At 53.6% G+C, this 19910-nt stretch carries 18 protein-coding genes and 1 pseudogene; 7 read left to right on the forward strand and 12 right to left on the reverse strand.

The window, feature by feature from the left end; genetic code table 11:
* The 4 genes from treY (at position 1) to CA264_RS11230 (ending at position 5756) form a co-directional block, all read left to right on the forward strand.
* The gene (gene treY, locus CA264_RS11215; protein WP_025607192.1) at positions 1–2709 is read left to right on the forward strand and encodes a malto-oligosyltrehalose synthase; all 2709 of its coding nucleotides are present in this window, start codon (positions 1–3) and stop codon (positions 2707–2709) included.
* A complete protein-coding gene (malQ, locus tag CA264_RS11220; protein WP_036776072.1) occupies positions 2706–4220 on the forward strand; it encodes a 4-alpha-glucanotransferase in 1515 nt (504 codons plus the stop codon). The genes treY and malQ overlap by 4 nt, the downstream gene beginning before the upstream one ends.
* A 98-nt stretch (positions 4221–4318) precedes the next feature.
* Positions 4319–4813 carry a hypothetical protein gene (locus CA264_RS11225; RefSeq protein WP_025607195.1) on the forward strand — a complete coding sequence of 165 codons (495 nt, stop codon included), beginning with the start codon at positions 4319–4321 and terminating at the stop codon, positions 4811–4813.
* A 385-nt stretch (positions 4814–5198) separates the two neighbouring features.
* Positions 5199–5756, forward strand: coding sequence for a thioredoxin family protein (locus CA264_RS11230; protein ID WP_025607197.1), 558 nt, complete (start codon positions 5199–5201; stop codon positions 5754–5756).
* On the opposite strand, the gene CA264_RS11235 is transcribed toward CA264_RS11230, so the two are convergent.
* Positions 5737–6597, reverse strand: a complete 861-nt coding sequence (locus CA264_RS11235) for a murein L,D-transpeptidase catalytic domain family protein (RefSeq protein ID WP_237151108.1) — start codon at positions 6595–6597, stop codon at positions 5737–5739. The two genes, CA264_RS11230 and CA264_RS11235, sit on opposite strands and share 20 nt — an antisense overlap.
* 169 nt (positions 6598–6766) lie before the next feature.
* On the opposite strand from CA264_RS11235, the gene CA264_RS11240 reads away from it, so the two are divergent.
* Positions 6767–8128: a M23 family metallopeptidase gene (locus tag CA264_RS11240; RefSeq protein ID WP_025607201.1), complete on the forward strand. Its 1362-nt coding sequence runs from the start codon at positions 6767–6769 to the stop codon at positions 8126–8128.
* Positions 8129–8275: 147 nt separating this feature from the next.
* Entirely contained in the window at positions 8276–9175 is a 900-nt protein-coding gene (locus CA264_RS11245) for a Ppx/GppA phosphatase family protein (RefSeq protein ID WP_025607203.1), read from the forward strand.
* Positions 9176–9308: 133 nt separating this feature from the next.
* On the opposite strand, the gene ppk1 is transcribed toward CA264_RS11245, so the two are convergent.
* A complete protein-coding gene (gene ppk1, locus CA264_RS11250; protein WP_025607205.1) occupies positions 9309–11408 on the reverse strand; it encodes a polyphosphate kinase 1 in 2100 nt (699 codons plus the stop codon).
* A 358-nt stretch (positions 11409–11766) separates the two neighbouring features.
* On the opposite strand from ppk1, the gene CA264_RS11255 reads away from it, so the two are divergent.
* Positions 11767–12708: a DUF5996 family protein gene (locus tag CA264_RS11255; RefSeq protein ID WP_025607207.1), complete on the forward strand. Its 942-nt coding sequence runs from the start codon at positions 11767–11769 to the stop codon at positions 12706–12708.
* Between the two features lie 11 nt (positions 12709–12719).
* Here the strand turns inward: CA264_RS11255 and CA264_RS22500 are convergent, their stop codons facing one another.
* From CA264_RS22500 to CA264_RS11300, 10 genes and pseudogenes are all read right to left on the reverse strand, one after another.
* On the reverse strand, positions 12720–13214 hold the full coding sequence (locus CA264_RS22500) for a TOBE domain-containing protein (protein WP_418313995.1): 495 nt from the start codon (positions 13212–13214) through the stop codon (positions 12720–12722).
* A pseudogene (locus CA264_RS22505) lies at positions 13215–13700 on the reverse strand (ATP-binding cassette domain-containing protein); the annotation flags it as partial.
* A 129-nt stretch (positions 13701–13829) separates the two neighbouring features.
* Entirely contained in the window at positions 13830–14423 is a 594-nt protein-coding gene (locus tag CA264_RS11265) for a GNAT family N-acetyltransferase (protein WP_237151109.1), read from the reverse strand.
* A 13-nt stretch (positions 14424–14436) separates the two neighbouring features.
* Entirely contained in the window at positions 14437–15441 is a 1005-nt protein-coding gene (locus CA264_RS11270) for a S41 family peptidase (protein WP_025607210.1), read from the reverse strand.
* A 69-nt stretch (positions 15442–15510) separates the two neighbouring features.
* On the reverse strand, positions 15511–16935 hold the full coding sequence (locus CA264_RS11275; protein ID WP_025607212.1) for an alpha/beta fold hydrolase: 1425 nt from the start codon (positions 16933–16935) through the stop codon (positions 15511–15513).
* A gap of 9 nt (positions 16936–16944) precedes the next feature.
* On the reverse strand, positions 16945–17232 hold the full coding sequence (locus CA264_RS11280; RefSeq protein WP_025607213.1) for a carboxypeptidase-like regulatory domain-containing protein: 288 nt from the start codon (positions 17230–17232) through the stop codon (positions 16945–16947).
* Positions 17233–17304: 72 nt separating this feature from the next.
* On the reverse strand, positions 17305–17784 hold the full coding sequence (locus CA264_RS11285) for a hypothetical protein (RefSeq protein WP_157593695.1): 480 nt from the start codon (positions 17782–17784) through the stop codon (positions 17305–17307).
* 66 nt (positions 17785–17850) lie between these two features.
* On the reverse strand, positions 17851–18648 hold the full coding sequence (locus CA264_RS11290) for a penicillin-binding transpeptidase domain-containing protein (RefSeq protein WP_025607215.1): 798 nt from the start codon (positions 18646–18648) through the stop codon (positions 17851–17853).
* A 379-nt stretch (positions 18649–19027) separates the two neighbouring features.
* Entirely contained in the window at positions 19028–19207 is a 180-nt protein-coding gene (locus CA264_RS11295; protein ID WP_157593696.1) for a hypothetical protein, read from the reverse strand.
* A gap of 75 nt (positions 19208–19282) precedes the next feature.
* On the reverse strand, positions 19283–19882 hold the full coding sequence (locus CA264_RS11300) for a hypothetical protein (RefSeq protein WP_169728056.1): 600 nt from the start codon (positions 19880–19882) through the stop codon (positions 19283–19285).
* Positions 19883–19910 lie beyond the last annotated feature (28 nt).

The raw sequence follows: 19910 nt of genomic DNA on the forward strand, positions 1-19910 counted from the left end.
ATGGTATACATTCCTTCGGCCACTTACAGGCTCCAGACATCGCCCAATTTCAAGTTAAGTGATATAAAGGCACAGATCCCGTACCTGCATGAGCTGGGCGTCAGCACCATTTACTCAGCTCCTTTTTTCTGCGCCCGGCCCGGTAGCGAGCATGGCTACGACGTAACCGCCCCCTACGACATTAACCCGGAAGTGGGCACCAAACAGGAGCTGCAGGAGATAGCTCTGGAGCTGCGCCAGCGGGGCATGGGCTGGCTGCAGGACATCGTGCCGAACCACATGGCCTACCACCCGGACAATGTATGGCTGATGGATGTGCTTGAGAAAGGGCCGCAGTCCTACTTCTACACCTTCTTCGACATCGACTTTCACCACCCCGACTTTAACGGGCAGGTGATGGTGCCGTTCTTAGGAGACCCGCTGGAGAAAGTGCTGGAGCAGGGCCAGCTGGAGCTAAAGTTCAGCGACAAAGGGATCACCGTAAACTACTATGACAACGCCTACCCCTTGAGCGTTTCCAGCTACCGCCCCCTGCTGGAGGAAGCACAGAAAGCCTCGGGCGAGCCGGAGGTGACACCGCTGGTAGCGCAAAGCCTGAAGGAGCTGCAGTTGCACGAGGGGGAGGAAAGTATAAACCCCGCCGCCTGGGGCAACTTTAAGAAGAAGCTCCACAAAGCGGAGGCGCTCCGGCAGGCACTGCAGCAGGTTATTCAACGCATTAACCCGGACAAGGTACAGCTGCGAAAGCTGCTTAATAAACAGCACTTTATACTTTGCCACTGGCAGGAAACAGAGAAGAAAATCAACTTTCGCCGCTTTTTCACGGTGAACGACCTGATCTGCCTGCGCATGGAGCACCCGGAGGTGTTTGAGCAGTACCACCAGTTTATCAAACAGCTCTGTGACCAGGAGCTGGTGCAGGGCCTGCGCGTGGACCACGTAGACGGCCTCTTTGACCCAAGCACTTACTTGAAGCGCCTGCGCCAACTGGCCGGGCCGGAGCAGTACATCGTGGTGGAGAAGATACTGGAGGGTGAGGAGGAACTGCCGGAGCGCTGGCCGATACAGGGCAACAGCGGCTACGACTTCCTGGCCTGGGTCAGCAACCTGTATACTTCTAAAAAAGGCCGCCGGCAGCTCACCGACATTTACCGCCGCCTGGTGCCGGAGGCCCCCACCAACTATGAGCAGCTGGTATTCGATAAGAAAATGTTCATCCTGACCAACTACATGCAGGGGGAGCTGGAGAACCTGCTGCGGCAACTGCAGCAGCGCCACCTGGTTCCGCTGGAGCCGGAGGATAAATGGCGCCGTGCCCTCGCGGTGCTGCTGACGGCCTGGCCGGTGTACTGCATCTACGGCAACCGCTTCCCTCTATCCAGGGGGGATATGAAAGTAGTGGACGAGGCCTTTGCCGAGGCACACAAGCAAGCGCCGGACGTAGAGGCGCAGCTGAAGCACCTGCACACGCTCTTTACCCTCGCCCCGGAAGACAGCGAGGAAACAGCGCACCACAAGCTTTACTTTGTGATGCGAAGCCAGCAGTTTACAGGCCCCCTGGCTGCCAAAGGCGTCGAAGACACCACGTTCTACAACTATAACCGCCTGATTTCGCTGAACGAGGTGGGCAACAGCCCGGATATTTTCCACCTGGAAACAGAGGAGTTTCATGAGCGGATGCTCTACCGGCAGCGCGTGTACCCACACTCCATCAACGCCACCGCCACCCACGACACCAAGCGCGGCGAGGGTGCCCGCATGCGCCTGAACGTGCTGAGCGAGATGGCAGAAGAATGGGAGCAAAAAGTACAGCAGTGGCTTCAGATAACTAAAAAGTATACTTCCGAGCCTTCCAACAACGATTTGTACTTCCTGCTCCAGACGCTGGTGGGCGTGCTGCCGTTAAACGGCGAGGTAGACGACACGCTTGTGGAGCGGGTACAGGAGTACCTGGAGAAAGCACTGCGCGAGGCCAAGGTAAAAACGGATTGGTCGGCGCCGAACGAGAGCTATGAGCAGGCAATGAAGGACCTGGTGCACCAGCTGCTGCTGCAGGATGAGGACTTTATACATTCCTTCCAGCCGTTCTTCCTGAAAGTGGCCCACTACGGCTGGGTGTACGCCCTTAGCCAAACGCTGCTCAAGATCACCTGCCCCGGCGTGCCCGACGTGTACCAGGGCACCGAGCTCTGGGACCTGAGCCTGGTAGACCCCGATAACCGCCGCCCGGTGGACTATGACCTGCGCCGCCGCTACCTGCAGGAGCTGCAGCAGGAGGAAGAAAAAGGGGTGGAAAAGCTGCACGAGGAACTGCTGCATCACCCCGAGGACGCCAAGGTAAAACTGTACCTGCTGCACAAGGCGCTGACAACGCGCCGAGACCTGCAGCCACTGTTCGACCAGGGCCAGTACATTCCGCTACAGGTGCAGGGGGCACAGCAGCAGCACGTGCTGGCCTTCGCCCGCCACCATCAGGGGCAGTGGGTACTGGTAGTTGTTCCGCTCCTGCTCGTCGCATTGGTAGACAGCCACCACCAGCCGTTAGGCGCAGAGGTTTGGGGCGATACCGCTATCCTCTTACCGCAGCATGCGCCACAGGAGTGGCAGCAGGCACTGGGGCAGGGTAAGCTAAACGCAACCGGCGCCCTGCCCGTAGCAGAGGTACTAAAGACATTTCCTGTCGCATTGTTAACCGCAACCAACTCATGATCATACCAGAACGCAGTGCAGGCATTCTGCTCCACATCACCTCTCTCCCCTCCCGCTTCGGCATTGGCGACCTTGGCCCCGAGGCCTATACTTTTGCCGACCAGCTACAGGAGGCCGGGCAGCGCTACTGGCAGATATTGCCCCTTAACCCGACGGAGATCGGCTATGGGAACTCCCCTTACAGCAGCCACTCCGCTTTTGCTGGAAACCCGCTGCTGATAAGCCCGGAGCAGCTGGTGCAGGAGGGTTTGCTGCAGCAAAAGGACCTGCGGCACAGCGAAAGCTTCCACGACGCCAAGGTAGACTTTGAGCAGGTGAGTGCTTTCAAGGTCAAGCTGCTGCACAAGGCCTACAAAAATTTCAGTAACGAGCTGCCGGACGCGCTCTGGAAAGACTTTGCCAGCTTTCAGAAGGAGCACAAGCTGTGGCTGCAGGATTATGCCCGCTTTGCAGCCTTTAAAAAGCATTACAAGCACAAAAGCTGGGTGCAGTGGCCGGAGGAAGTAAAGTGGCGTAAGAAGAAAGCCATTGAAGAGCTTGCTGAGCAGCTGCAGGAGCAGGTGGAGTTTGAGATGTTTCTGCAGTTTCTGTTTTACCACCAGTGGCAAAAGCTGAAAGTCTACTGCAACCAGAAGGGCATTGTGTTTTTCGGCGATATGCCCTTTTACGTGAGCCACGACAGCGCCGACGTCTGGAGCCACCCGGACCTCTTTAAGCTGGACGAGGAAGGCAACCCCACTGCCGTATCCGGGGTGCCGCCTGACTACTTTAGCGAAACGGGCCAGCTGTGGGGCACCCCCGTGTTTGACTGGAAAAAGCTGCAGGAGCAGGATTTTGACTGGTGGCTGCACCGCATTGCCCATAACCTTAAACTTTTCGGCCTGCTCCGGCTCGACCACTTCCGCGCCTTTTCGGCCTATTGGGAAGTACCTGCCGGTGAGGAGACAGCCGTTAACGGCGAATGGGTAAAGACACCGGGCGCGCCGCTTCTAAAGCTGGTTCAGGAGCGGTTTAAGGAGCTCCCTATTGTGGCGGAAGACCTGGGCGAAATTGACCAGCCGGTACGCGACCTGATGCACAAGTTTGACCTGCCGGGCATGCGCGTACTGCTCTTTGCCTTTGGCGAAGATTTGCCGCACAGCATTTATGCACCGCACCAGCACACCCAGAACAGCATTGTCTACACCGGCACCCACGACAACAACACGGTCCGTGGCTGGTATGAGCACGAGGCCTCCAGAGACGATAAGCGCCGCCTGCGCCAGTACAGCAACCACTACGTGAACATCGACAACGTGCATGGTGTCCTGATCTGGCTGTCGTACATTTCTGTAGCGCAGCTTGCCGTTATACCGATGCAGGATGTATTGGGCCTTGGCATTGGGCACATCATGAACAAGCCTTCTACCGGCTCCGGCAATTGGGAGTGGCGCATGCAGCCGCACCAGTTCACCCCAGAGCACCGCGCCGAGCTGAAGGAACTATCGCAGCGGTACGGCCGCTGGAAGTAAACCTCACCAAGCAGCACAAAAAAGCAGGGTAACTTCTAAGAAGTTACCCTGCTTTTTTGTGCTGCTGCTTAACTTGCCTTTCGAACCAACACCCTTTTATGCTGATGAAGCTTTTTATACTTCCCCTGATCACCCTGTTGCTGACTTTCTCGCCCTCGCATGCGCAGCGGGTGCCCCCGAATGTTAAAGCAGAGAAAGCGTTTATCGGGTATCGTTTTTTCTCTGATGGGCAGAAAATCAACAGGACTAAAGCGGTCTCGCTGCTGCGCTCCGACAAAGAAGCCTACGCACACGTGCAAAAGGCACGCGCCAATAAAGTGTTTTCAGATATTTTCGGCATCTCCGGAGGGTTTATGGTAGGCTACACCCTTGGAGCCGCTTTAGCCAACGCAGAGCCAGATGGGGTAATAGCAGGAGTAGGCGCTGGTTTATCCCTGCTGTCGTTACCGTTCGAGCTTAGGTACAATAAAAAGGTGGCAGAAGCAGTCAACATGCATAACGAGGCTACACTGGAGGCAGGGCAAACAGCCCGCCCAATGGAGCTGTACTTCGGCCCGACCGGGAGCGGGGTAGGATTTACCCTCGCCTTTTAGGCCAGCCTACAGTACTGCTTTGTTGAGATCACGTTTTGCCGCGCTAACCAGGTACGCTGTCCGCGTTTCTAGTAGGAATAGAATTTAACAGGCTTATGCAGGTCCCGCACAAAGCCTCCACAAGAAGTATAAAGTTGGCACCACCAGCCTTTTCTGTGCGAGGTAAACAAGCAAAAGATAAGGCATTTTGCCTGATACTCTACAAAGCGCATGGCGTAGCCACAACAGCAGAAGCCTGATACATCTAAGGCGCGTGCCCGCTGCAGTGCAAGCCGCTCGCCTTTTTGCCTAAACTCTTCCAGTTCTGTTTGTTATACTGTGGCAAAAGCCTATCTTAGTAGCAATAGTACACAGTAGCTTACCATCTCTAACGCAGACTGAAACTATGGCACAGCAAACAGCCACCATTGCACTTGGCACACAGGCACACAACTTCGCCCTCCTGGATACCGCTTCCGATAAGCTGATCTCGCTGCAGGATGTATCGTCGCAAAAAGCCTCCGTTATCATGTTTATCTGCAACCACTGCCCTTATGTACAGCATATTCTGCCAGAGCTGGTGCAGTTTGCCGCCCGTTACAAGGCCCAGGGGGTGAGCTTTGTCGCTATCAATGCGAACAACGCAGACGAGTACCCACAGGACGGGCCGCAGTACATGAAAGCGCTTGCCCACCAGCTGCAGTTCCCTTTCCCCTACCTCTATGACCAGACGCAGCAGGTTGCCCGCACCTACCACGCAGAATGTACCCCGGAGTTTTACGCCTACGACGGGAACATGCGCCTCGCCTACCACGGGCAGTTCGACGACTCCAGGCCCAGTAACGGAAAGCCGGTTACAGGGCAAAGCCTGGGCCAGGCACTAGACGCACTGCTTGCCGGGCAGCCGGTGCCAGCGCAGCAGGTGCCAAGCGTGGGATGCGGTATTAAGTGGCGTTCGCGTTAGCATCTGCGATAACATCCGGAGGCAACGGCACATCTTTCTTATTCTCATTAACGAGTTCTGCCATGGCTGTCTCGTGGTCCAGGTACTGCGAGGTATACTTGTCGGATGAGGCATGTACGTACATGGCGGTGCCTCCTTGCACGGCTTTGATGATATCCTCATGCTCCTCCATGGGGATGGCGGGGCAACCCAGGCTGCGGCCTAAGCGCCCGGCCTGCTCGATAAACTCCTCTGTGGCGTACTCGGCACCGTGCATCACAATGCAGCGGTCTTTAGCATTCGTGTTAAACCCTTTGTCCAGCCCGTCTAGCTTCAGCGAGAGCCCGTGCTTGCCGTAGTAGGTGTTTTCCGTCACGTAAAAGCCAATGCTGCTCATGTAGGACTCGTTCTGGTTGGAGAAGTGCTCGGCAAACTCCTGCCCTGAGTTACGCCCGTGCGACACGTAGGTGTTGTACACCAGCTCTTTCTTCTCGACATCCACCACCCAAAGCCGTTTTTCGTTGGAAGACTTGGTAAAATCGATGATCGTGATGTAGGGCTTGTCTGACACCTCTTTGTTATGGCGCATGTTGTAGTACCCCGTCAGGGCCTTGTCGAACACCTCGAAGCGGAGGCCGGACTCCTTTAGCCGCATGTTGCTGTACAGGTTGTAAGACAGCTGGTTGAAACGCATCAGCTTATAGTTGGTAACCCTTTTCTTCAGCTCTTTTGGATTTGTAGTGGGTGTACCGGAGCCGGTGCTAACCGGTGTCACCATAGGCGACAGAACCAGCGGCGCGAATAAAGGCAGCAGGTTACGGTTTAGCTTACGGCGCATGCTTCTCCATCTTGGTTTTCTCATCACTCACAAAATTGGTACGCTATGGTTTTACGTATCGCTGCGGCAACGGTTAACAACCCATAATTATACTTTTGCCAGATAAAGCCACGGCACCCCATGCTATTACGACAGGCACTATTTTTGCCAACACAACTGTTATACAAGCTGTAACACACCGATATACTACCACATGAGAGCAAATAACAGGCAGTCCATCAACGCCATTTTTTATACTTTGATAATTCTGTTACTGGCCAGCTGCAGCCAGCAACAAACGTTGCGCGGCGTGTTTAAAAGCCAGACGCCGCATGAGAAGTATGCCGCCAAGCTAAAAGACGCCAATCTTGATGAAACGGCGCTAGGAAAAGAGTGGCTGCAGGCAGGGCAAGAGGCCCTGCAGGATTCGATCACCGTTACGCTGCCTTTTAAGGAAACCGGCTATTTCTCTGCAGCCCAGCCACGCGCCCTGGGCTACCGCATCAATGCCCAGCGAGGCCAGCGCCTGATCGTAAGCCTGGAGGTAAAGGCCCGGGAGCAGCTACAGGTGTTCATGGATCTGTTTGAAGACCAAAACGGCCAGCCGAATCCCGTAGCCGCTGCAGACTCTACAGCGGCTGCCCTGGTCTACGAGGTAGCGGAAGACCAGCCACATATCCTGCGCGTTCAGCCTGAGTTGCTGCGTAGCGCAGCGTATACGCTTACCATTCAGGCGGAGCCTACCCTGGCTTTTCCGGTAGAAGGCAAAAGCAGCCGCAACGTAGCCAGCATATGGGGCGACCCTCGTGACGCCGGGGCCCGCCGCCACGAGGGCATTGATGTCTTTGCCAGCCGCGGCACCCCTGCCCTGGCTGCCACGGCAGGCATTGTGAGGCGCGTCAGCACCACACCGCGTGGCGGAAAGGTCGTGTGGCTTTCTGATACGGAGCGCGGCCAGAGCCTGTACTATGCGCACCTCGACAGCCAGCTGGTGCAGGCGGGCCAGCGCGTGCAGCCAGGCGATACCCTTGGCCTGATCGGCAACACCGGCAACGCTAAAACAACGAAGCCGCACCTGCATTTTGGCATTTACCGCTATGGGCGCGGAGCCACAAACCCTTACCCTTACGTGCACCGGTCTACTGCGCCTGTGCCAGCCGTCACTGTTGATACAGGCTTGGTCGGCAGCTGGGTTCGCATATCCCGTAAGGCAGCCAATGTGCGGCTGCAGCCAAGCACAACGTCTCCCGTGTACCGCTCGCTACCGCGACACACGCCGCTGAAGGTAACAGGGGCTACATCCAGCTGGTACCGCGTTGCCCTGCCAGACGGTGCCGAGGCGTATGTGGCCAACGCAGTGGTGGAGCCGGCAGATAAGCCAGTGAAGCACCAAAAGCTTTCAGCTGCCACAGCCCTGCTGGACGAGGCGCACCCCCGTGCCGCCGCAAAAGCGAGCCTGCCTGCCGGAAGCGGCGTAGCGGTGCTGGGCAGCTTCCGGGGGTTTGAACTGGTGCGGCAGGAAAACGGTGTGCTAGGCTGGATTAACCCACACCTGCAGGCAGGCCTGCGCCAGTAAAGCCTGTCTCTTTGGGAACATGGAAGCGGCTCCTCCCGGGAGCTTCTTTTTTTGCCGCTACAGTGGGCTGGAGGCTATAAAAAGCGGGTATAGTAGCAAATTCTGATTATATTTACCCTACAGATATTAACCAAAGCCTTGTAGAATTTGAAGTTAGCTGCTATAGATATCGGGTCGAACGCGGTGAGATGCCAGATCTCCAGTGTACTGAACCAGAACGGAAACGTGTTCTTTAAAAAAGTAGAGTATGTGCGCTATGCCATCCGTTTTGGCGAAGATGTGTTCAACACCGGCTATATCAGCGAGGTAAAGGTAGAGAAGTTCGTAAAGCTGCTAAAGGCCTTCCAGCTCCTGCTGGATGTGCACGATGTGGACCACTACATGATCTGCGCCACCTCGGCCATGCGCACCTCCGAAAACGCCCCCGAGGTACTGGAGCGCGTGCGGCAGGAAGTAGGCTGGGACATTCAGGTGATTGACGGGGAGACGGAGGCAGACCTGATCAACAAGGTCATCTTTAACTTTCTGGATGAGCGAAACTACCTGCACATCGATGTAGGAGGCGGCAGTACAGAGTTCAACATCTACGTTAACCGCCAGAAGATGGCCTCCCAGTCCTTTGAGCAGGGCTCCATCCGCCACATGCATGGCCGCGACTCCGAAGCGCTCTGGAACAGCATGCGCACCTGGATTGAGACCAACGCCCGCAAGTACCATGTGTCGCGCGCGATCGGCACAGGCGGTAACATCAACAAGATATTCGAGATTGCCGGCAAGTCCGTTGGCAAACCTATTTTCCGGAAGCAGATTGAAGAGGTGGCCAGCTATGTCGCCGGCATGAGCATGGAAGACCGCATCACTAAGCTGCTGCTGAACCCGGACCGCGCCGACGTCATCGTTCCCGCCTCTGAGATTTACCTCTCGGCCATGAAATGGGCAAAGCTGGAAAGTATGATCGTACCGGCTGTCGGGCTGAAAGACGGTATGCTGCACTCGCTCTACGAGCGCTACCACCCGGAGCGCTTCGTGATCGCAAAGATCAGCTAAGCCCTTAGCAACAGTTTAGTCGTTGATTCAGGTATAGAACAAGTATAAAAAAGGCTGCAGCCAACACCTAAAAGAGGTTAGCTGCAGCCTTTTTCTTTTGCCCAACGCCTCAGGAGCGAAAAGGGCTGGTGACTTACACCAGTGCCACCTCCTGCTCACAGAAGGCTTTCCCGTAGAATACCTTGTGGATGTCAATGGCCTCCTCTGCCGTTCCGGCACGTTTCTTCACATAGGTGCCGTCCTCCCGCATAATGTAGGAGTTCTGGTTATCGAGCAGGTTGTAGTACAGCACGTTGATCGCTTCATGCTTCAGCTCCTCGTTCGCAATCAGGAACAGGGCCTCGATGCGGCGGTCAAAGCTGCGCACCATAATGTCGGCACTTCCGCCGTATACCTTCGGGTCGCCGTTGTTGTGGAAATAATACAGGCGCGCATGCTCAAGGTACTCCCCCACAATGCTCTTCACGCTGATGTTCTCGCTCAAATCCTCGCGCCCCGGGCGCAGGCAGCAGATGCCGCGCACAATGAGTTTCACCGGCACCCCGGCCTTGGAGGCTTTGTACAGTTCATCAATCACCTCCCGGTCCTCCAGGGAGTTGATCTTGATCACGATACCGCTCTTCAGCCCTTTTTTGGCGTTCCGCGCCTCATGCCGTATCAGCTCAATTAGCTGGTGGCGCATGTTCTTCGGCGAGGTCATCAGGTACTTGTACTCGTTCGGGCGCGAATGGCCGGTGATAACGTTAAAGAACTCCGACACGTCGTGGGCGTAAATCTCGTTCGTCGTCAGTAGGCTTACATCGGTGTAGAGGCGGGCTGTAGACTCGTTGTAGTTGCCGCTCCCCACGTGTACATAACGCGTTACCTTCTCCCCCTCCTTCCGGATGATCATCATCATTTTGGTATGCGTTTTATACTTGCTGATACCGTAGATCACAAAGCAACCGGCCTTCTCGAGGCGCTCCCCCTCTTTTATGTTCCGTTCTTCGTCGAAGCGCGCCTTTACCTCAAACAGCACCGAGACGTGCTTGCCGTTCTCAGCCGCTTTTAGCAGCGCCGCCGTTACCCGGCTCTGGTCTGCCAAACGGTAAATGGTCTGCTTAATCCCCAGCACCGACGGGTCCTCTGCGGCACGCTCCAACAGGTTTACCACGGGCTCCATGCTGTTGTACGGGTGGTGCAGCAGCACGTCATGCTCCTTCAGGTACTCAAACATGTCCACCCCATCGCTCGGCAGGCTCAGCGGCGGCACCGACGACGGCTGCTTAAAGCCCTTGTCCTTAAACTGACGGTGGTTTACGATCTGCCACAGCGCGCGCAGGTCCAGCAGGCTGTTGATGGTGAACACGTTGGCGTTATCAATCGTCCAGCGCTCCTTCAGGATGCGCATCATGAACTGCGACGGGTTACGCTCCACCTCCAGCCTCACCACGCGCCCTTTCTTGCGCGTCTTCAGCTTGGCCTTGATCTCCTGGACGAAGTCCGCCTCCAGGTCGTCCGACTCCTCCAGGGTAAAATCGCCGTTGCGGGTGATGCGGAAGAGGTTAACCGACACGATCTCCACGTTACGGAAGAACTTCTTTATTTTCCAGCGGATGATGTCCTCAATCGGCACGAAGATGATCTTGTCCTTGCGGTTGATCTCGTAAAAGCGCGCCAGGTTCTGCGGGATCTGGATAAAGGTCACGCGGTCCTGCGGCTTCCCTTCGTCGGAGGTGCGGGTTACCACGCCAAAGGTCAGCAGCTGGTTCATCAGCAGCGGAAAGCCGTGGTAGTTATCAAACACCATGGGCGTGAGCAGCGGGAAGATTGTGTTCTTGAAGTAGGAGTCCGCCTTCTTCTGCTCTATCTCCGTCAGCTCGCTCACCTTTAGTATGTCGCAGCCGTTCTTAGCGAAAAGGGGCTTCAGTTCACTGTTGAAGGTCAGGTACTGGTCGTTTACAAAGCGGTGCGCGTAGTCGAGCAGCTTCTTGCGGAACGGCAACTCGCGCAGCCCGGAGTAGTCAGTGCGCTCTTTGCCGTAGTCGAGGTAGTTGTACAAACTCCCCACCCGGATCATGAAGAACTCATCCAGGTTAGACGAGGTGATGGCCAGGAACTTCAGCCTGTCGAAGAAGCTTTTGTTGGTGTCGCGCGCCTGGTCCAGCACACGGTAGTTGAACCGCAGCCAGCTAAGGTCACGGCTAATATATTTACTTTTCTTTATCTGGTCAGAAACCTTATTGATAAGCATGTTTTCTTGATTTAGGGTAGCTGCAATTAGCCCGGGGAGGCGGCAGAAACCCGCTGTACTTCATAAACCCAAAATATAAGGATAAAGTATAGGTAATCCTTATATTAGAAAAATAATTTTTAGTTACGATGGTTGCGGGCAAATGTCTCTCCCGCCCCGCTTGTCGCACCTCCCCAGTGGTGCTTTGTGCCCCACTGGCCGCTGTTTTCCCGGTTCCGGCCCGGGCAGCACCAGTTTTCCCTAAGCCAGCGAGTGGCAGCCATTCGCCCGCAATACGCACAGCGCCAGCACCATTTGCGCCATCCAACGTACTTTAAAGGCAGGAAACCGAATCGCAAACACGCCTCACGCAAGCAACATGGACGCAACCAACATCCCCGGAAAAGAAGGCTATGTTTTTCCGCCGCTGCCGCTGGAAGAGTGGGAGCACACCAAAGAAACGCTGCACCTGTACCTACAGATCATCGGCAAGATCAGGCTGCAACTCATGCCGCGCCGCAACCACTGGTGGAACGTTACGCTGTATGTTACGAGCCGCGGCCTCGGCACCGGCCCCATCCCCTACAAGTTCTATACGTTTGAGGTGGACCTCGACTTTATAGAGCACCAGCTGCACATCCGCACCAGCACAGGAGCCTCTGAAACTATAGCCCTACAGGACGGGCTGAGCGTAGCAGCGTTTTACGCACAGGCGATGAAAGCGCTGGAAGTGCTGGGGATTCACCTGGAGATCCTGGCCAGGCCTTACGATAATATTAGCACGACGCCCTTTGCCCAGGACCACCTGCACGCTACGTACCACCCCGAACAGGTGAACCGCTACTGGCGCGTACTGGTCCTCGTGGACCAGGTGCTGAAGGAGTTCAGCGGCCGCTTTTACGGCAAGTCCTGCCCGGTGCACCTTTACTGGCACCACCTGGACCTGACGCTTACGCGCTTTTCCGGAAAGCGGGTGCCTACCCAGCCGGAGGCGAGCACAGTGGAAAAGGATGCCTACTCGCACGAGGTGATAAGCTTCGGCTTCTGGCCCGGCGATAAAGAAGTGCGTTTCCCGGCGTTTTACTCCTACACGTTTCCCTCGCCGGAGGGCCTGGAAAAGGAGCCGTTACAGCCTGCGCAGGCTGCTTGGGTGGAGGCGAACGGAAGCCCCATGGCGGTGTTAAACTACGAAGAGCTCCGCACGCTGGACAACCCGCGCCAAGCCTTGCTGGCCTTTCTGGAGAGCTGCTACCAGGCGGGGGCTAAACTAGCGGGCTGGCCTCTGGAGGAGCTACAGGTAAAACCGCTGGAGCAACTGTAACACCTAAAACTCTATAGGTACCACACATCCTCCGGTGCCAAGGCGACATGTACCTGATCGCCTTTGGCAAGGCCGCTGCCAGTCTTTACTGTTACAGTAGCCTCCCCTAGCTGCACATCCACGGCATGGTAGCTGCCGTAATAGCGCGTGTCTTTTACTTTTCCGGTCACGGTTCCCTCCTGCTGTGGCACCAGCTTAAAGCTTTCCGGCCTTACAAGCAGTTCTTTTCCGTTTGCCCTGATGCCGGGCAGCGTAGCAAGTACTTTTGCCTTCGCAGCGGGTATCAGGTTGTAGTCCCCGAAGAGTCCCGCGATATACTCGCTCTCCGGTTGCCGGTATATTTGTGTTGGCGTTCCTTTCTGCAGCATCTGCCCTGCCCGCATCACCAGAATCTCATCGGCCCAGGAGAGCGTGTCCAGCGGGTCGTGCGAGGTGAGCAGGCAGGTTACTCCGAGCTCTTCGCTGATATCGTGAATAACTGATTTCAGGACCTTCTTGTGCACCATGTCCAGGTTAGAGAAGGGCTCGTCCAACAGCAGCAGTTGGGGGGATGATGACAGGAGCCGCGCCAGCGCGATCCGCTGCTTTTCACCACCGGACAGCTGATTTGTTCTGCGCTGCAGCAGGTGGCTGACCCGACATACTTCGTACAGGGTTTCTGCATCCTCTGCCGAGAGGGCATTGGCATAGCGTAGCACCTGCTCTACCCGCAGGGAGTGCGGCAGCTCGTAGTGCTGCGATAAGTAGGAGATGCCCGGGTGCCCGGCCACCAGTTTTTCCTCCGGCCCCAGCACCCGCTCGCCCTCAAAGTATACCTGGCCAGAGGCTGGTTGCAAAAGGCCGGCCACAATCTTGAGCAGCGTGCTTTTACCGGAGCCCGTTTCGCCGGCAATGGCTACCTTCTGGAACTCTAGCTGCGTAAAGTTGATGTTCTGTAAAGCAAACCCTTCTTGTTGCTGCAGGGAGATTTCAGCTACATTTAAAAAACTCATAAAGCAAAGGGTTTAAACAGCGGCACAAACTTGAAAGTGGATACAAACTGCCTTAGCTCTTGTTAAAAGGCAGCTGTACCGCAAAGGTAACGCTTTGTTGCCGATATTTTCAGAAAGCCCGCACAGGCTCTATCTCCTTGGGTCCGTTTCCAGGATGGCGTACTCAAAGTTATCACTCCACCCCGAGGTTAGCGGGAGCACCTGCCGTCTTCTTCCCTCCCTCGTCATCCCCACCTTTTCCAATACTTTCACGGAGGCAATGTTATCGACTGCGCAGCCTGCCTCTATCCGGTGCAGGTGCAGCTCCCCAAAGCCAAAGTCAAGGACTCTGTTCAGCGCCTCGGTTCCAAGCCCGCGCCCCCAGTAGTCGGGGTGCAGTTTGTACCATACTTCGCCCCGCCTGTACTTTTCAGGCCCTAACTTTAATGCTATGAGGCCGACAAACGCCCCGTCTGCGGCAAGCTCTACGGCAAATGTGTAGTTCTTTACGTTTGCCTGCCGGTGATCCAACAGCCAGGCTGCCAGTACAGCTTCGGTGACACCCACCTCCTCCGGAATCCCCAGCGTGTTGAACGCATCAGTCTCGGGTAAAGCGTGTAAGGCATGAACCGCTTCTAAATCGCCCATGCATACAAGCCTCAGGTTTAGCCTTGCTGTGGATAGCGGGAAGAGCGCCATAAGGTTATCTTTTTGCCGGCTGCCCAGCACGTTGATGATTAGCACGAAGTAACCTGTTTTACCTGCTGCCTTTGCTTAAGTAGTTAATTGCCTGCTCCAGGCAAGCATCCGTACCTGCAGCCTTGTCAGCTTTCGGCGTTTCGACCCTGATGTCGGGGGCTATACCTTCTCCTACTGTCGCATATTCCTTTCCTGTTCTGTCGATATAGTTGCCTTCGGTCAGAATGAGGTAAGCGCCGTCTGATAGCTCGTGCTCATTGTTAGCAGACGTTAAGCCAGCCGTGTTTGTGCCCACCAACGCGGTACTGCGCCTTCCCACAAAGGACATAGCAATGATCTCTCCGGAGCTGCCTGTCTTTTTGCCCACGAGAACTGCTACCGGTTTTTTTCTGCTTTTTACTTTGTATGGTTTTACCGCCATATCAAACACAAGCAGATCGTTTTCATACACCTTTCCTTTTTTGTAGATCCAGTAGCCGTTCTTTCCGTCTGCATCTCGCCATCCGACACATTTTTCCTTCTCTACAAAAGGTCCGATCCCCGCCGACATCGGCACAGACATGCCGCCATCATTCTGGCGCAAGTCGATGATCCAGCCTTTCGGCCTTTGCTCATCCAGTTGCTTGATGGCTTTTTGAATAGAGGCTGCGTATTCCCTTTGCTCTTCGATGTTGATGACGCCAAAAGCCGGAATCTGAAGATAGGCGTACTCGTTATCAACCATGCTAAACTTAGGTGCAGGAAGCTCCATCCCATTTGCCCTATAGCCCTGCCTGTAGGCTTCTACTACTTCCGGCGGGAAAAACTTTGAGTGTTCATCCTGAAGCTGTTCCAGTGCTGCTGCGATAACGGGATACGTTTCTCTGATGCTGTGGGCTGTACCTGCTTTCTCCAGCGCCTCACCATATAGTTGTGCCCAGTCAACGTTGTTCTTATTGACAGAGCGGGCCTTCATGATATCAAGTGCTTCGGTTACATAGGCCCTCACGGAGTCTGTTTGGGCATAGCTGTGGCAAAAGGTGGTGGAGAAAAGTGTGATAAGCAGCAGTAAAGGCTTTTTCATTTTGCAGTAAGTTTGTTAATGTGGGTGCTCTTGACCTGTTTCGTACCAGGCCCTGCGTCAGGCATTGTTTCACAGGGTAGGCTGCCGTGCGAAAAAATCGGCAACCGCTTTGTTAAACTCAACAGGCACTTCCTGCGGGGCATAATGGGAGGCGTCGCGGAAGATGATGAGTTTCGCTCCTGCTATACTCTCGGCTATCGCTTTGGTGTGCGGCTCCAGAATAACGTCATGCTCACCGGCCATGACCAACACAGGAGCCTGGATTGCTTTTATCTCCTCGAAGGTCATATGCGGCTCATTCAACAGCAAACGCAGCCGCCGTGCCTCGTTCAGCGACAGTTCGTCCTGCTTGCCCTCCAGTTCTGAGAGCTGCCTGCTAAAAAGCTCCAGCAGCCCGCCTTCTACAGCCGTTGCATCCGGGAAAAGGTTAGCGCCCATAATAGCTGCCTTCTTTACATAGGCGGGGTAATGCAGGGCCATCTTTAAAGCGGTGTTACCTCCGTCGCTCCACCCCAGCACGTTTACCTGCTTCAGGTGGAGGGAGTCCAGCAACTGCTTTATATCGGAGGCGAACAGGTCGTAGGAGAGTTCCCCGGTTGCGTCGTCTTTGCTTTTGCCGTGGGCGCGGGTATCCACCGCAATTACCCTGTAGCTTCGGGAGAGGGCTTCTATCTGCTGTGAGAAAGCGGCTATAGACTGCCCGTTTCCGTGAAGCAGCAGCAGCGGCTCCCCCTGCCCGTACGTCTCGTAGTATAGCTTTGCGCCACGCACCTCCACATAGTCGCCCGCCTGCAGGCTGTCGCCGTAGTGGCGGTTGCCATACATGTTTTCAGGCGCCTGCAGGTCTAAAAAGCGAAGGTACTTCAGGCTATCCGGCAGCACATAGTCTTCTTCCGGCTTTTGCGCAGTTGCGGTGTTCCTGTTTCTTCCTTTATAGGCGTCTGCCGTCAGGTAGAAGCTAAGGTAGGCCGGCTTTACTTCTTTCCACTGGGCCTGGCTTTTGTCGCGGAACAGCATGGCGTGCGTAGGTACAGGAACAGCTGAAACGCTGAAAGCCTTTCTCTCTCCTTCTGTCGCCTCGCTTTCGAGCCATTGAATGGTAACGGCCACCTGGTTCTGGTCCTGCAGGAAAACATGGTACTTTCTTAGGTCCACTTTCACCCATCCCTCCTTCTCCGTAACATCAAACAGGACGTCCTCCTTGAGCAAGGGCTTGTCAGGGAGGCCATTCTTTACGCTGTAAATGTTCAGCCGGAATTTAACATACTTGAACCTGTTGAACACCACGTGCATGTTGAAGTCCTTCAGGAGCACCTCATCATCGAGTTTTATGATGGTGCCCTGCTCCTTGGCCAAGGCATCAGAAATGTGGTTGCTTTCGGTGTACATGTTGGCCACCATAAAGGTAGAGCTTCCCGTCCTGCCAAAGGTCTTCGTCTTTACCCTGCGTTCCTTAACGGTAACTTCGCCTAAGCTAACGGAGGCTGGCGGCAAACTTACCTGCTACTGCCCGCCTATAAAGGCTGAGACGGGAACCGCTACATTTTTGTAGCCAACGCAGGAAACAACAATCTGCTCCTCATCAGAAACAGCGGTGGCGGGCACTGAGAACTGAAATTCTCCGTTCTCGCCTGCCACAGTGCCCAGGCTTTTGCCTTTGATGCCAATTGTTGCGAACGGCACTGGTTTCTTCTGGAATCTGTCGATAACTTTTCCTTTAAAAAGCAGAGTTTGAGCGCTCGCATAAGATGAAAGCAGTAGCAGCAACAGGAACAGTTTTATTGTTTTCATAGGTAAAAGGGCTATTTAGTACAGTAGTTAAAGTTAACAAAAAACCTTAGAGTAGGTAGCAACAAAACGACTTTATGGCTGCTGTAGAGCCTGTTTGTTTTCAACAAGGAAGGTTTTTGTAAAGAAGAGCACACTAGCAATTGAACCTCCGATGGTTGCTGCCAAATCTTTGTGGTCATACACAAGGTTACTGCCTATCTGCAGGAACTCCCACAGTGTTAGCCCTGCCATTGTAAGCACAGAAACAGCCAGAAAAGCCCCAGTAATTTGACTGCGCGAAAGTTCAGCTGACTGCAAGGCCTCTGGATGTGTTCGTTCCAGATCAAGCATAAACCAGTAGTAGGCGCCAAGCAGTATAAAAGGAAGGTGAAAGCCGGCCAGAAAATTAGGCAGCACACCGAGTAGTTCAGGAATCAGCCCCTGCCCCTTTCCGTACATAGGCCTTACAAAGGTCGCCGTTACCTCTGATACAGCCACTGAAAGCAGGGCAGTTCCTATAGCCCAGCTAGCGGGTAGGCTGTAACAGCTTGGTTGATAAGTGTCTGTTTTCATCTAATGTTTAGCTGCAGCGGGTAGGCCAGGGAGTGTTGAAGCACTGGCAATCTGGTGCACTCGCTTTTATTGAATCACTTTTAGCTGCCTTAAAACTGACTTTGTAATATCCTTTCGGCAGCGCCCGAAATCAGGGTTAGGCGAGTTACGGTCTTTCACCAACCTGGTAGCGAAGAAGTATACATTGTCTGCCTTTTCTACATACCCAACCCACCAGCCTGTATCTTTTCCCCCATCCCTTGTCCATCCAGTTTTTGCCCTCAGGGTGTAGCTGTCGGTTTCCTCCTCTTTCATGATCTCCTTCAGTATCTTGAATGATCTCTTGGAAAAGGGCAGGGTTTCTTCGTACACGCCAACCAGTACTTCGATCTGGTTGGTAGGTGTAATGGCAAACTTTCCAAAGTTCCAGAAGTCAGGGTTGTTTTCAGACACATCTGCATTCCCATAGTTTGATTTTGTAAGAAACTCCTCATACCTGTTCTTTCCGATCTTTTTTGCCAGCTCCACATACACCCACCCCGCTGATAGTTTAAAAGCTTGCTTGAGGCTCATATCATGGTAAATATCCGGTCGGTAGGCGTACTTCACTGTGTCTGTTTTTCCCGGCCAAACAACAATTTCGTTCTCGTCGGCAACTACACCTGTCTCAAGGGCGATTAAAGTATTGATAATTTTAAAAGTAGACGCAGGCAGCGTGGCTGTGTGACTATCATTGCTGTTGCTGAATATCCACTGCTTTGCCTGATAATCATACAAGGTGATACTGCCGTGTATGTTACAATTCAGGAAAGGCTTCTCGAGGTTGATCTGCGCACAGACCTGTAATGTAACTAAAAGCAAAAGAAGAGTTAACGTTACTCTCATTTTTGAAGGATTTGGGTGGTAGAGTGTGGGCCTAAGTAAAGAACATACTTGTGCTTCTTTTTTTGCACACGAATAGGGCTATGGTGGCGCAGCTAACTGCATAATGTTATTCTTTGCTTATACTTTTAAAAGACTACAGTAAGCCTTTTCTATGCTGTTGAGAAAGTGCCAGAATAAACCTTTGTTGTAAATGTGCCTTTGTCAGAAATACAGCCGAAGACAACGTAGCACTGTCCTTTCCTAGAGAATTGACTGCACATAGTCCAGTCAGTAATTATTTCTATTTAGCTAGCCGCAATGTTCCCTTTATAAACCTTTTCCAGTTGAAGTACTACATCAACTCCACCCTTATGCCGGATGCCAGTATAGAGTAGATTCGTCACACATTCATGTATCGAGATTTCTTTAGCAGGCTATCTTTTACATATCCAACTTTGGCAAGAATGACAAAATCTGCAGACTGATAGCTTCGCTCTAATGAAACAGGAGCACATTCGCCAGCAAGTGCTTCAGCAGCAAAAATTAAGCTTAAGACCAGAATTATAGTAGTTGTTGTCATTTCTTTAGTTTCTACTATGTCAACGGCCTTGCCCATAAGGCCGCGTAACTGGCTTATGGGCAAGGTTAGAAAAGATTATTCTTTCCTGATGATTTTAACTCTAAATTCACCATTTGTGACTGTTTTCACCAAACCCGTTGGCGTCTTAATCTCACCTTCAAATGTGCCTTCAATGATGTCATTCTTCTTGCTCGTTACACGTACCGTAAGGCCTTCTTCATAGGTACTCCCCATATAGTTATAGCTATCCTCAGGCCCAAAATGACTAGTGCCTTGTGGCACAGAGGCAGGATCATAAAGCCCCACACCGCCAGCGGCTAAAAAGCCATTCTTATTTCGAGGAGCTTGCTCCCCGTAAACCACAGAAGGGATTGGCAGGTTATCTAAATCAATGTTTCTAATTTCTATACTTATATGACGTTGGTCGGGAGAGGTGCCGTCTCTGGATATATGAAGTTCGCCACCATTGATATTGGGATCATAGGAATTACCCCATGCCTCTCCACCGGTGGTAACGGCTTTCTCGGTATAGGTGAGGTATTCGGAACCAAAGTTTCCTTTAATATATCCATTGCCTATGTAAGGTTCTTCTGGCTCAGGTGAGTCTTTGCTACAAGAAATGAAAAGGACCAATAAAAGAGGAAACAGTAGATTGAGGATGGAAATTTTTTTCATATTTATTTTCATTTAGTTTATTATACTT

It is taken from the genome of Pontibacter actiniarum (genome assembly GCF_003585765.1).
GTDB lineage: Bacteria > Bacteroidota > Bacteroidia > Cytophagales > Hymenobacteraceae > Pontibacter > Pontibacter actiniarum.